The organism is Paramesorhizobium salinisoli (genome assembly GCF_003335045.1).
Lineage (GTDB): Bacteria > Pseudomonadota > Alphaproteobacteria > Rhizobiales > Rhizobiaceae > Paramesorhizobium > Paramesorhizobium salinisoli.
The window spans coordinates 245,920-258,653 of the sequence record NZ_QOZG01000004.1; the positions used below are offsets into that span (position 1 = coordinate 245,920).

The 12,734-nt window shown below is 64.2% G+C and carries 14 protein-coding genes; 6 read left to right on the top strand and 8 right to left on the bottom strand.

Annotated features, from left to right (window positions below):
* The first annotated feature begins 26 nt into the window (after positions 1 to 26).
* On the top strand, positions 27 to 950 hold the full coding sequence (locus DUT91_RS10890) for an AraC family transcriptional regulator (protein WP_200834945.1): 924 nt from the start codon (positions 27 to 29) through the stop codon (positions 948 to 950).
* Positions 951 to 1,079: 129 nt separating this feature from the next.
* Here the strand turns inward: DUT91_RS10890 and DUT91_RS10895 are convergent, their stop codons facing one another.
* Together DUT91_RS10895 and DUT91_RS10900 are read right to left on the bottom strand one after the other, a co-directional pair.
* Positions 1,080 to 1,895 carry an NAD-dependent epimerase/dehydratase family protein gene (locus tag DUT91_RS10895; protein WP_114440420.1) on the bottom strand — a complete coding sequence of 272 codons (816 nt, stop codon included), beginning with the start codon at positions 1,893 to 1,895 and terminating at the stop codon, positions 1,080 to 1,082.
* Entirely contained in the window at positions 1,892 to 2,353 is a 462-nt protein-coding gene (locus DUT91_RS10900) for a MarR family winged helix-turn-helix transcriptional regulator (protein ID WP_114440421.1), read from the bottom strand. The genes DUT91_RS10895 and DUT91_RS10900 overlap by 4 nt, the downstream gene beginning before the upstream one ends.
* A 392-nt stretch (positions 2,354 to 2,745) precedes the next feature.
* On the opposite strand from DUT91_RS10900, the gene DUT91_RS10905 reads away from it, so the two are divergent.
* From DUT91_RS10905 to DUT91_RS10925, 5 genes are all read left to right on the top strand, one after another.
* Positions 2,746 to 3,216, top strand: a complete 471-nt coding sequence (locus DUT91_RS10905; protein ID WP_114440422.1) for a DUF2147 domain-containing protein — start codon at positions 2,746 to 2,748, stop codon at positions 3,214 to 3,216.
* Positions 3,213 to 4,100, top strand: coding sequence for a DUF2306 domain-containing protein (locus tag DUT91_RS10910; RefSeq protein WP_114440423.1), 888 nt, complete (start codon positions 3,213 to 3,215; stop codon positions 4,098 to 4,100). Before DUT91_RS10905 ends, DUT91_RS10910 begins: the two co-directional genes overlap by 4 nt.
* Before the next feature lie 257 nt (positions 4,101 to 4,357).
* The gene (locus DUT91_RS10915) at positions 4,358 to 5,305 is read left to right on the top strand and encodes an SDR family oxidoreductase (protein WP_114440424.1); all 948 of its coding nucleotides are present in this window, start codon (positions 4,358 to 4,360) and stop codon (positions 5,303 to 5,305) included.
* Between the two features lie 200 nt (positions 5,306 to 5,505).
* On the top strand, positions 5,506 to 6,420 hold the full coding sequence (locus DUT91_RS10920) for an SDR family oxidoreductase (RefSeq protein WP_114440425.1): 915 nt from the start codon (positions 5,506 to 5,508) through the stop codon (positions 6,418 to 6,420).
* 182 nt (positions 6,421 to 6,602) lie between these two features.
* Positions 6,603 to 7,724: an SDR family oxidoreductase gene (locus DUT91_RS10925; RefSeq protein ID WP_114440426.1), complete on the top strand. Its 1,122-nt coding sequence runs from the start codon at positions 6,603 to 6,605 to the stop codon at positions 7,722 to 7,724.
* Positions 7,725 to 7,823: 99 nt separating this feature from the next.
* Here DUT91_RS10925 and DUT91_RS10930 read toward each other — a convergent pair whose 3' ends face one another.
* The 6 genes from DUT91_RS10930 to trbK-alt are packed head-to-tail and all read right to left on the bottom strand — an operon-like array spanning position 7,824 to position 12,728.
* On the bottom strand, positions 7,824 to 8,045 hold the full coding sequence (locus tag DUT91_RS10930) for a DUF2274 domain-containing protein (protein WP_114440427.1): 222 nt from the start codon (positions 8,043 to 8,045) through the stop codon (positions 7,824 to 7,826).
* On the bottom strand, positions 8,045 to 9,271 hold the full coding sequence (locus tag DUT91_RS10935) for a TraB/TrbI/VirB10 family type IV secretion system protein (RefSeq protein WP_114440428.1): 1,227 nt from the start codon (positions 9,269 to 9,271) through the stop codon (positions 8,045 to 8,047). The genes DUT91_RS10930 and DUT91_RS10935 overlap by 1 nt, the downstream gene beginning before the upstream one ends.
* A complete protein-coding gene (gene trbG, locus DUT91_RS10940; protein ID WP_114440429.1) occupies positions 9,268 to 10,317 on the bottom strand; it encodes a P-type conjugative transfer protein TrbG in 1,050 nt (349 codons plus the stop codon). Before trbG ends, DUT91_RS10935 begins: the two co-directional genes overlap by 4 nt.
* On the bottom strand, positions 10,314 to 10,997 hold the full coding sequence (trbF, locus tag DUT91_RS10945; protein ID WP_114440430.1) for a conjugal transfer protein TrbF: 684 nt from the start codon (positions 10,995 to 10,997) through the stop codon (positions 10,314 to 10,316). Before trbF ends, trbG begins: the two co-directional genes overlap by 4 nt.
* Complete coding sequence (gene trbL, locus DUT91_RS10950) at positions 10,997 to 12,361, bottom strand: P-type conjugative transfer protein TrbL (RefSeq protein WP_114440431.1); 1,365 nt, start codon at positions 12,359 to 12,361, stop codon at positions 10,997 to 10,999. Before trbL ends, trbF begins: the two co-directional genes overlap by 1 nt.
* A gap of 4 nt (positions 12,362 to 12,365) precedes the next feature.
* On the bottom strand, positions 12,366 to 12,728 hold the full coding sequence (gene trbK-alt, locus DUT91_RS10955) for a putative entry exclusion protein TrbK-alt (protein WP_114440432.1): 363 nt from the start codon (positions 12,726 to 12,728) through the stop codon (positions 12,366 to 12,368).
* Positions 12,729 to 12,734: the final 6 nt, after the last annotated feature.

The following is a 12,734-nucleotide window of genomic DNA, read 5'->3' on the forward strand; positions in this document are numbered from 1 at the left end:
GGCCTCGAAACCCAGTGGAGGCTCGCGTGTCGTCATCGCTTCTGGGCGGGATCACCGCTTACATCGAAAGCCAGGGCGGCGGTGAAGGGCTGTTTCCGACGCAGATCGAGAGTGTCAATATCATCCGTTCCTACCAGCAGCGGATGCCGATGCGGCAGATCTACCGGCCGTCGCTCTGCGTCGTGGCCCAGGGGGCGAAGGAAATCCTCTTCGGCGAAGAGACGCTTCGCTACGGCGCCATGGAGTGCCTGGTCGTCAGCATGGAAATGCCGGCCAGTGGGCGGGTTGTCGACGCAAGTCCGCAGGCGCCTTATCTCGGCGTCACCATAGACCTCGACGTCACGATGCTGCGCGAGGTGCTCGAGCAGTTGGAGACACTGCCCGTTCCAGCGGCCACCCCCGGTCCATGCGTGTTCGTCGGTAAGGTCGATGAGCCATTATCCGAATGCGTGCTGCGCCTGATCCGCATGTCTCAGACGCCGAAGGCGATACCGATCCTCTACCCGTCGGTCATGCGCGAGATCTGCTACTGGCTTCTCACCGGCCCGCACGGTCCCGAACTCTGTAGCCTGGCCGTGCCGGAATCGAATTTCATGCGGGTTGCAAAGGCGATCTACTTCCTGCGCGCCAATTTCGCCGAGACGCTGCGTGTGGAACAGATGGCCGAGGTGGCGCGCATGAGCCCGTCATCGTTTCATCAGCACTTCAAGCAGCTCACCTCGGTGACGCCGCTCCAGTTCCAGAAGCAGTTGCGCCTGCTCGAGTCGCGGCGGCTGATGGTGGCGGACGCTGCAAGCGTCGAGGAGGCCGCCTACAAGGTCGGCTACGAAAGTCCTTCGCAGTTCAGCCGCGAATATTCCCGGATGTTCGGCGTCGCGCCAAAGCAGGACGCGCTGAACCATCAGCGCATGTACAGCCAGTACGCCAGCCGCAAGGCGCGAACTGCCTAAGCGCGTGTTGCGGGAGGCGGCTCCGCGCCGGCGCGCCCGGAGCCGCTTTCCTGATCTGCGAACAGAATTGCCATGACTGGCGCAGACGGGGAAGGATCCGCCAGGCTCTCAGTCGCCGGCCAGCGCGCATCACATCAGGTTTTCCTGCGCGGCCTGGTAGACGGTTTTCACGACCGGCTGAAATCCAAGACTGCGCGCAAGCGAGACATCCATGTGAAGGTGCCAGGGATTGTCGAGCGGCACTGAGGACGGTTCCATTGCTCCGCCGGCCAGGGCGACAAGCTCGTAGATCGAGGTCGGTGCCTCATCGGCGATGTTGACGATGCGTCCATCCATCGCGCCGGTCAGGGCCAAGCTCATGGCGGTTGCGATGTCGCGATGATGCACCATGCTCATTCTTTGGGCGGGATGCATTTTGAAATTGGCGACCAGTCGGGGCAACTCTTCTAGATGTCCGTCCTTGTCGCCATAAACGAAGCCGAACCTTTGGATCGACCAGTTCAGCCCGCTTTCGCGCAACGCGTTCTCGGCAGCGAGCTTGCTGGCCGGATAGGCCTGTTGCGGGTCGGCTGCATCGTCCTCGCGGCCAGGCCGCGGGCTGTCCGCGTTATAGACATTGGACGTGCTTGCCAGGATGAAACGCGCCTCGGGCGCATTTGCCTTCGCCGCAGCTATGAGGTTGCGCGCGCCCTCGAGGTTGCTCCTCCAAATCAGGTCGGTGTCGGGCGTTCGAAAAACCGCGGCGAGATGGATGATCGTAGACACGCCGTCCACCGCCCTTATCAGCGAATCCGGATCGAGAAGGTCCGCTTCCACCGCGCTCACGCCGTCAGGCGCCGCTTTGCCGCCGCGCATAAGCGCGCGGCAATTCACCCCTGCCTCGACAAGGCGTGGAAGAAGTCGGGCTCCGACGAGCCCCGTTGCACCGGTCACCAGGATTGTCATGCGGTTGTTCCTTTCTGAAGAAGGTTCTCGAGGCGCTCCGTCGCGGTTTGTAGAACCCGGACTGCGACCGCGATTTCGGCATCGTCGACGCCATCGAAGGCGACCGAGCGGATGAAAGAGAGATCGGGCAACTCGCCCCAAAGCGTCGCGCCGGCGGCGGTAATGCGCAGGAGCTTCTGGCGCTGATCGACACGGTCGGCCTCTTGCTCGACGAGACCCTTGCGCACGAGCGTTGCGACGATTCCGGTCATTGTCGCCCGTTCGATCGCGAGCAACCGCACGAGATCACGCTGCATGGTCGGCCCGACAGTCGCGAGCTGGTAGAGCACGTACCATTGCACGGAGCCGAGATCATAAGGACGCAGGACGGAATCCATGACCGCCCGGCCAGCGAAATAGCACCGCTTTGCCCAAGCTCCGATGAGGTCGCGATCCGCGCTTTTTCGCCTCTCAACCATCGCTGCGCCTCCAATCTCGCTAGCTACCTAGCAAATATGTAAGGTGCCTAACAAGTGCCAAGGGGTCCGCTTCGCTCGACCGCGTTTCAGATGGCTGGGTGCCGGTCCTCGAATCCTGCCCCGTCGAGAATTTGGGCAAGAACCCACCGGCCAGGACTTACCTCAATCCAGCTGGAGGATCAGGCAGGAAATTCGCGGTAATCGGTATTCGCCATCGTACAGCCGGCGGGTAGCTTCACGGCGCATTGCCTCGGGAGCAGTGGGCTCGGTTCGACATCGCGCTTTCTCGACGAGGTGAACGGCGGATCACTCCGCAGGCATGAAGTTTCGGGCGGCGCGAAATCTTTCGCGCCTATCCCACACGCGCCAACCCATCAGAAAGGAAATGCAGGATGCTCAAATCGGTAAGAGGGCCTTTGCTGGCCGCCACGCTCGCCACAGGAATGACAGGTCTCCCCGTTGGAGAGGCTTTCGCACAGGCCTCTTCGCCGGATCAGATTGTCGGCGTCTGGGAGTCCGAGGACGGCAATCTTAAACTTGAGATGTTCGACGCCGGCGAAACCTATGCCGCCCGGGTCCTCTACGGAAAGCTTCTGATGGAGGCCGACGGCAAGACCTTCAAGAAGGACACACTCAATCCGGACCCGAACCTCAGAAGCCGCTCCCTGGAGCGAGCCGTTCTCGTGACCAACCTCAAATGGGATGCCGCTGACGGTCGCTGGGAAGGCGGTAATTTCTACAGCGGCGCAACTGGTCAGACCCACTCTGCTCGAGCAACGCTGGTGAGCGGAAAACTGGAACTTCGCGCATATATGGGCACCGCCATACTCGGTCGAACCATGGTGCTTCGCCGCGCACAATGAGTGCAAGATTTAAGACAATCCCCATAACGGACAGTTCATCGATCGTTGGTCGTGAACTCGCCGAGCCAACCGGCGGCTCTCATGGTGCAGCCCTGCGCTGGAGCGCTCGGCTGCTCGTGGCCGCAAGTTGGATCAGCGGCGCCATCTTTGCCACCTACATCCTCGCTTTCTTCGGTGGCGTCGCGTTAGGCGGAGCCGCCGAACGATGGAACGAGTCTCTTCCCGATTTATACGATGGGAGCGCACTGCTTTCTACGGCAGCCATCGGCGCGCACTTCATGGCCGGGGGTGTGCTCCTGTTGCTCGGACCTGTTCAGTTGATTGGGAGCGTGCGCCACAATGTGCCCGGCCTCCATCGCTGGCTGGGCCGAATCTACGTCATTTCGGCCGGCCTGGCTGGTCTGGGTGGGCTTGGCTTCATATTGGGAAGAGGCACGGTCGGCGGCCCGCTGATGGACACAGGCTTCGGCATCTACGGCGCGTTGATGGTGCTCTGCGCCGCCATGGCCTACGCCCGCGCCCGGGCTGGCAGTTACGACGAGCATCGTGCCTGGGCGATCAGGCTGTTTGCGCTGACGGTCGGCTCCTGGCTGTACCGGATGGAATATGGCGCCTGGTTCCTGCTATCCGGTGGCATTGGAACGGCGAGCGGATTTACCGGCTGGTTCGACGCGATCATGATGTTCTTCTTCTACGTCCCCAATCTCATCGTCGCTGAACTCTTCATTCGGGCGCGCCGGCGGGATCGCGGAGCGGTTGCCAGCTGTGCGGCAGCAACGGTGCTCTTGGCTGCAAGCGCCTTCATAATCTTCGCGACCTGGAGCTTCACCGCTCGCAGTTGGGGGCCGGGAATGATCAGCGGCATCACGGAAGCGGCACTGTAGGCCATCCGCCACGCGGTACTGCCATGGCAGATGACGCGGTTACCGTGTGAATTTCAGCACCATCAGGACATCTGCCGTTGCTTGCCCTCCCCGAGCCGGTGCAAGCCGCACAAATGTAGGATCGGGCATGCCTTTTACTGGTTTCGGCATGGAGGGTTGCCGCGCTTCGGGCATCCTGCCGAAGAGGACAAAAAGGCGGGTGCGTAGAGACCATCAACGCTCGAAATCTCCGCCGAGCGAAAAGGCAAGGATGATTGATGACCAAGTGGACGACAAGTAACATTCCACCACAACACGGCCGTTCGGCAGTCGTCACCGGCACCGGAGGGCTGGGTTTTGAGACGGCGCTGGCCCTGGCGCGCGCCGGCACTAACGTTGTGATCGCCGGGCGCAATCCCCAGAAGGGCGCTGATGCCGTCGCGGCGATCAGAAATGTCGTCTCTGGCGCGCAAGTTCGGTTCGGTAAGCTGGACCTTGCGAACCTTGCTTCGATCGCTGAATTCGCCGCTCAGCTCGCACAGGAGCAAGATGGCCTCGAGCTCTTGATTAACAACGCTGGTGTTATGAGAACGCCGGAGCGTCGCGAGACCAGCGATGGCTTCGAGCTACAACTGGGCACGAACTATCTCGGCCATTTCGCTCTCACCGCGCATCTACTGCCGCTCCTGAAGAGGGGGCAAAACCCGCGCGTCGTGACTGTGGGCAGCGTGGCAGCGCGGTGGGGAGCGATTAACTTCGACGACCTTCAAGCCGAGCGCGGTTACAAGCCGATGCGGGTTTACAGCCAGTCGAAGCTGGCCTGCATCATGTTTGCCTTTGAACTGAACCGACGCAGCGAGGCGGCCGGATGGGGCGTGCAGAGCCTGGCGGCGCATCCCGGCATCTCACGCACTGACCTGATACCGAACGGACCGGGCTGGTCGAGCGCACCGGGGTTCGCGCGGCGCTACTTATGGTTTCTCTACCAGCCCGCATGGCAGGGCGCCTTGCCCACGCTCTTTGCGGCGACAGAACCGGCGGCGCAGATCGGCGCTTACTACGGGCCTGACCGGCTTGGTGGGACGCGAGGCCATCCGGTCCAGGAGAAACCTCCTGGCCAAGCGCTGGACACAGCCGTCGCGGCTCGCCTCTGGGAGATTTCGCTGGAACTGACCAACGTGGACATACTTGTAGGACGCCAGCGGGCCTTGACCGCGCCGACCTAGTAGGCCTCGACAAGTCGGCGTCTACTTTCTTTCGATATTCCTCGACAGCCAAATGAATGTAGGAATAGGCACGTTTTTTGCCAATTCAGGCATGGAGGTTTGGTGCCGCAGCCGTTCTATTGAGGGAGGTGAAAAGCGGGCGCGTTGAGACAATCCTCACCCGAAGTCTCGCTGAACTTTTGAGAAGGCGTGGCTCCTATATGACCAAATGGACAACAAGCAACGTTCCACCGCAACACGGCCGTACAGCGGTCGTCACTGGGACTGGAGGATTGGGCTACGAGGACGCATTGGCCTTGGCTCGAGCCGGTTCAAGCGTCGTGATCGCCGGGCGCAACGCGCGGAAGGGCGCTGAGGCCGTGGCCGCGATCAAGAAAGCTATCCCTGGCGGACAAGTGCGGTTTGGGGAGGTGGATCTCGCCAACCTCGCCTCGATCGCCGAATTCGCCGCGCAACTTGCGCGGGAACAAGACGGCCTCGATCTTCTGATCAACAATGCTGGTGTCATGACGCCGCCGGCGCGCCGCGAGACTAAGGACGGCTTCGAGTTGCAGTTCGGAACCAACTATCTCGGCCATTTTGCGCTTACGGCGCATCTGATGCCGCTCCTGAAGAAAGGCCGGAAGCCGCGCGTCGTGACCCTCGGCAGCGTCGCGGCGCGCCAAGGAGCGATCAACTTCGACGACCTGCAGGCTGAGCACGACTACAAGCCGATGCCGGTTTACAGCCAATCGAAGCTCGCCTGCGTCATGTTCGCATTCGAATTGAGCCGGCGCAGCAAGGCGGCCGGATGGGGCGTCGAGAGCCTGGCGGCCCACCCCGGTATCTCGCGCACCGATCTGCTCCCGAACGGAGCGGGACAGACGAGCGCGCCTGGGATGGCGCGCCGCTTCCTGCCGTTCCTGTTCCAGCCCGCGTGGCAGGGCGCCTTACCGACGCTGTATGCGGCAACGGAGCCTACAGCGCGCGACGGCGCCTACTACGGACCTGACAGGTTGGGTGGGACGCGTGGCTATCCGACCGAAGAGAAGCCTCCCATGCAGGCGCTCGATGCCTCAGTGGCGGCGCGCCTCTGGGATGCGTCTCAGGAACTGACGAACGTGACGTTCGTGTGAAACGTCCAGGTGGTGGGCACCGTTTTACATCGAGAAGGCAAGTGACACGGTTGACCTAATCCGGCGACGATCGACCGGATACTCCCGTTCATGCTGATCGCAAACGAGTGCATCGCCGCTCACCTTTCGCAACACTGACATCGCCGAACCATCCAAATTCATTACTGGGAAGGATTCCTGAAATGACAGACACGCGCGGAGGGAATGGGCCTAGCAAAGCCAAAGCATCGGGATTGTCGCGCCGTTCATTTGTTCGATACGGCGCGGCGGGCCTTGCTGTTGCGGCCGTGGGCGGCGGCGTCGCCGTCTGGGCGAACAGGCCGCCCGTTTCCCCGCGTCAGCAGGGACTGCCGAGGATCCCCGATTGGACGGCGGCCGACATCCCCTCGCTGCGAGGGCGCTCGGCGCTGGTCACCGGTGGCAATGGCTATCCCGTAGGCGATCGAAGCGGCCTGGGCTTTCATGACGCCCTTGAACTCGCTCGCGCCGGGGCGGACGTAACCATCGCGTCCCGGAAGCAAGAACGGGGCGAGGAAGCGGTCAGACACATCAGGAGCATCGTTCCCGGCGCTTCGATCCGCTTCGAGACGCTCGATCTTTCATACCTCGCTTCGGTCGCCGGATTTGCGGAGCGTATGCGCGCGTCCCGAGGAAGTCTGGATATTCTCGTCAACAATGCCGGCGTCATGGGGCGGAAAAGCCGCGAAGTGAGCGCCAACGGATTCGAGCGGGTTTTTGCCACGAACACGCTTGGTCATTTTGTGTTGACCGCCCTACTGCTGCCGCTGCTTCGCGAAGGCCAATCCCCGCGCGTCGTCTGGGTTTCCAGCAGCCGCTCGTTCATGGGCGCAATCAACTTCACCGACCTGCAACTGGTTCAGGATTACGATTATGGGGCGGCTTACGACAACAGCAAGCTCGCCAACCTCATGCTCGCCTTCGAGATGCAGAGGCGCAGCGTGGCGGAAGGCTGGGGTATCTCGTCTATAGCTGCCCATCCCGGCATCGCCCGCACGAACCTCGTTCCCGACGGCCCCGGCCCGGACAGCCTGGAGGGGCGCAATCATCGATACATGCCTTTCCTGTTCCAACCGCCCGCTCAAGGCGCTTTGCCAACCCTGTATGCGGCAACGTCGCCGCAAGCGGCGGCTGGCGGATACTACGGCCCCAACGGGGCGATGGGGCTAGGCGGCTTACCCGGCTGGGCCGGGATTCCTGAAAAAGCCGACGACCAGCAAGTTGCGGGGAGGCTGTGGACCACACTTGAGCAGCTTGGCGACGTGACATTCGGGCGAATGGGCTGATGCACAAAGTTCTCGCTCGATGCGCGATCCACTGTGCGCATTGATCTTGTGCCCCTTATGAATAGCCCTAGGCTGTGAGTCTCGATGCACATCTGGCTCTCAAGCTGATCGCCGTCGAATGCTGGAGAATCCACGGTCGGTTGCAATAAACCGTTCTAACATCGGGACTACCAGACGAATTGGATCGGTGGCTGGTTCGCCCTGTTCCCTGCCAAGAGCTTCAGCATAGGCGCGCAGGTCGCGGTGCAGCGCCGCAGGCAGCTCCAGAGTGACTTTCACAGGCCTATCATCGACGATTGGGCCGAGCTTCAGCTTCGCCATCACGATCCTCCATAGGGTTCGAGTACCAGATCCCGCGTGACGATCACGCGGACAGGGAAGCCGGGGCGGATCGTGAGCGTCGGAGCGATATTGAGCTGGCGCCGGACGATCTGTTGGCCCGCGTCATTGATCGTGTCCTGACCGCCGTTGCGGATCGCCTGGAATAGTCGATCGTCATTGTCCACGGCGAGTTCGGCGCCGACGCTGAGCAAGGTCGAAAGGCCTGCGGCTTTGGCGAGGTCCCACCAGTGGTAGTCGACGCCATTCTGCAGACCGGCGTAGCCCTCGGCGTCTGCCCCCGGCTGGCGCTCGAGCACGATCGACCGGCCGTTGGGGAAAATCAGCCTGTTCCATACCAACAGCACGCGGCTTTGTCCGAACTGGACGTTGTTGTCGTACTGGCCGATGACGCGCGTGCCTTGGGGCACGAGCAGGATGCGGCCCGTCGGGCTGTCATAGATGTTTTCGGTCACCTGGGCAGTGATCTGGCCAGGCAGATCCGATCGAATCCCGGTGATCAGCGCGGCGGAGATCACGGCGCCCGCCTGCAGCACGTTTGGCGAGGCTGGCGCGGCGACGCGATCAGCGGCGACAGTGCGCCGATCGGCAGCAGCGTTGAGGAAGGCGTTTTGCCGATCCTGCGCGGTTGGCGTCGTCGGCGGCGGGGCCAGCCCGAGACTGGTGAGATCGGGCACGGATTGCGCGCCGGGCGTCGCCTGGGAGGGCGTTGCGGCGGCCGTCCGCGTTTCGGTGGCGGCGAACAGCCGCGCCGTGCGTGCCGATTCAAGTTCTTGAATGCGCCGCTGCTCTTCCGCACTGAGGCCGGGGTTGGGCGGGGCCACGCCGGGCGTCGGCACGGGTTGGCCGCGGTTTTGGGCCCCGAGAATTGGGCGTCCGAGGTCGCCCGGGAGCGGCGGGCCAAGCTGAGGCACGCCACTGTAATCGCGTGGAAGGCCCGCAATTCCGTCGGCCGTCGAGCGGTTCTCTGTCGAGTAGAGCTCCTCGCTAGGCCGACCGTCATCGCGGGTCTGTAGGGCGTAGATGAGCGCACCCCCGATCCCGACGCTCGCGACCAGGCCGAGCCCGGCCAGCACCTTTCGCGACAGTCGGGTGACGCGCGGTGGTTCGGCGCGCAGCCGCATCTGCGCGGGACCGACGGGCTCGCCGGTCAACGGCCGAGCCTCCTCGTCCGGCCCTTCCTCTTTCCGGGGCTCCGTCTCGCTCACGACGCCGGCCTCCCGTCGGTGCGCACGATGCGGACGCGCTTCTGGCGATCGCCGGAGCCGTACCGCAGCTCGGCGGCGGCGAAGAGCCGGTCGACGATCATGTGATGGCCGCGCACCCGGTAGTTCACCAATTCCGACGTATTGCCCTCCGGGCCGACGACGAATAGCGGCGGCATTTCGCCCTGGCCGATTCCACGCGGGAATTCGATGAAGACCTGTCGGCCGTCGTCGAAGGCGCGCAGTGGCCGCCACGGCGCGCGGTCGCCATCGATCGCGTAGCGGAAGTTGACGTTGGCGAGGTCGAGGCCAGATGCGACCGGCTGCGCGGCCTCGGCCTGTTGGTTCTGGCGGCGCAGCGCGATGAGCTGATCTTGAGGATACTGCCAGGAGACCGAGGCCATATAGGTCCGCTCGGTCGAGCGCAGCTCCATGTGATAGGTGCGCAGGTTTGTGTTGATGACGAGGTTGGTCATCAGATCCGGCCGGGTCGGCTTCACCAGGATGTGGACCTGCAGCGTCGGCCCGGCGCCGCTCTGCGTGTCGCCAATGATCCAGCGCACTGTGTCGCCGGCGGCGACCGGACCCGATCCGACCAACTGCTCTCCGGGCTGCAACGCGATGTCCGTGATCTGCCCGACGGCGGTGTAGACTTGATAGAGCGCACCTTGCGTGAAGGGGTAGACCTGCATCGAGTTGATGAAGCCGTTGCGCACCGGCTGTATGCGCGCAGCGGCGTTGGCCTGGTTGACCCGGGCGGTCGGATCGGTCGGCTCCGGGGTGGTTCGAGACGGTTCGACTCGTTGCATCTGCCCGGGCAGCGGAAGCGGTCGCGGAATTTCGACCACGGTGACCGGCGCCGGTGGATCGACGGTCTGCACAGCCGGCGCGGCAGCATCGTAGGAGATTTCGGGCGGCGGCGTGTTGGTGGCGCAGCCGGCGAGCGCGGACGTTGCGAGCAGCAGAAGCGGCAATGCGCCTGGGCGCAAAGCCGGAACTGCGGAAATGTGTGAAGCCGGGTTTCCGGCTTTACGGAAAGACGGCTTCATTGACCAAGCTCCCGTGACCAGTTGATGGCGTTGACGTAGATGCCGAGCGGGTTCGCCCTGAGCCGATCGGCGTTGCGCGGGACCTGCACGACGATCGTCAGGATCGCGGTCCAGCGTTCGGTCGTAGCGAGCTGGCCGTTCTCGTAGCGGCGCTCGACCCAGGCCACACGGAAGCTGTCGGGGGACGCGCGGATAACGCTGGAGACCTCGACCGCGATCTGCTGGCGGCCGACCTTGGTGAACGGGTCGTTGGCCCGCGCATAATCGTTGAGCGCTGCCGCGCCGCGATCGGTCGTGAAGTCGTAGGCGCGCAGCCAGTTCTGCCGCACGATGATGGCGTCGGCCGGGATCGAGCGGACCTGCTCGATGAATCGTGCCAGGTGGAAGGCGATTTGGGGGTCGGTCGGGCGATAGTCGGCAACAGCCGGCGCCACGGCCTGCGCCTGACCGAGCCGGTCGACCTGCACCACCCAGGGCACGATCGTGCCGCGCGCCGATTGCCAGACCAGCGCGGCGGCGAAGCCGGTGGAGAGGATCAGCGAACCAAAGGCCATCAGCCGCCAGTTCCTCGCTTGGACGCGCGAGGCGCCGATGCGCTCGTCCCAGACCTGCGCGGCGCGCTGGTAGGGCGTCTCGGGTTCGGGGGCTTTGCCATAGTGGGTAGAGGGTCGTTTGAACATCAGCGGTCGCCTTCGGAGAGATTGACGGAGGAGCCGCCGCCATGGGCGTCACCGGAACGCACGGCGTGGGCGGTCGCCTGGACGGCGTGGGTCATGCGTTGGGAGCGGCGCATGCGCTGCGCCCATGCGGGCGGTCCGCCGGCGGTTGCCGGTGCGGCCGAGCCGCTGCTGTCGCCCGCTGCATCGCCACCGACCGATCCCATCGTCGAGGAGCCGCCAGTGGCTTCGAACGCAGCCTTGCCGCCGGCGTTGAAGCTGGAGCGCATGCTCTCGGCGGCGCGTGAGGCGGCGCGGCGCAGCGGTGAGACAGCGGCGCTGCCTGCGGCCCGGGCAACACCGCCGAGACCTGACGCGACGCCACTGGCGCCTGATTGGCCGGCCGCGCCGAGGCTGTAGGCCGTGGATGCGCCGCCCGCCATCGCCGCGCCGCCCCGGGCCGCGGCTGCCGCGCCTCCGGCAAGCGCCGCGCCACCGGAGGCAACGGCGCCGACCGCGCCGGCTCCGGCTGCGATCATGCCGCCGGCGGCGAGGCCTGTGCCCACCGCCGCGCCGGCGCTGAGCTGCGGACCGCCAGAGACGATGCCGCTGGCGATGCCGGGACCGAAGATGCCGAGGCCGAGGAGCGACAGCGCGGCGAGCACGATGGCCATGGCTTCGTCGATGGACGGAGTCGCGCCACCAAAGCCGGCGGTGAATTCGGAGAACAGCGTCGAGCCGATGCCGATGATGACGGCGAGCACCAGCACCTTGATGCCGGACGAGATGACGTTGCCGAGCACCCGTTCGGCCATGAAGGCCGACTTGCCGAACAGGCCAAACGGGATGAGGACGAAGCCGGCCAGCGTTGTCAGCTTAAATTCAATGAGCGTGACGAAGAGCTGGATGGCGAGGATGAAGAAGGCGAGCAACACCAGCGCCCAGGCCAGGAACATGCAGGCGATTTGGATGAAGTTCTCGAAGAACGACCAGTAGCCCATTAGGCCTGAGATGGATTCCAGAAGCGGACGTCCGGCGTCGAGGCCAGTCTGAGCCACCTTGCCAGGCCGCAGCAGATCGGCGGTCGTAAAGCCCGTGCCGCTGGCCTTGAGGCCCAAGCCGGCGAAGCTCTCGAAGACGATGCGCGCGAGGTTGTTCCAGTTGCCGATGATGTAGGCGAACACCCCGACGAACAGCGTCTTCTTCACGAGCCGGGCGAAGATGTCGTCATCGCCGCCCCAGGACCAGAAGAGCGCCGCCAGCGTCACGTCGATCACGATCAGGGTCGTGGCGATGAACGCGACTTCGCCGCTCAGCAGGCCAAAGCCGGAATCGATGTAACGGGTGAAGACTTCGAGAAAGTGGTCGATGACGCCGGTGTTGCCCATGACGCTACCGAGTCTCGGCCGACGGCGACACCAGCGCCGGATGGGTCGGCATGGCCGGGTCCGCTTGCGGATGGGGAGCCGGCGCCGCTTCCGGCAGCCTCTCTGCCGGTCGAGCGCCCGGCGCAAGGAAGCGGTGGCGGTTTTCCGCCCAGGCCCGCAGGCAGGCAGGATCACGCGGCCCGGCTTCGCCGAGGGCCTGGCAGCGGAATAACTCATCGCGCAACGGGTCGGACGGAGCCGTGTTCGGTCGTGACGAAGCCCAGCTCTCCGCCTGCTCCTCATCCCGGCTTAACTCGATCGCCGTCGCGGTGACGGCCACCGCGACGAACACCACCGCGCCAAGTCGGGCGAGCATCTTGCCGTCCATCGCCGC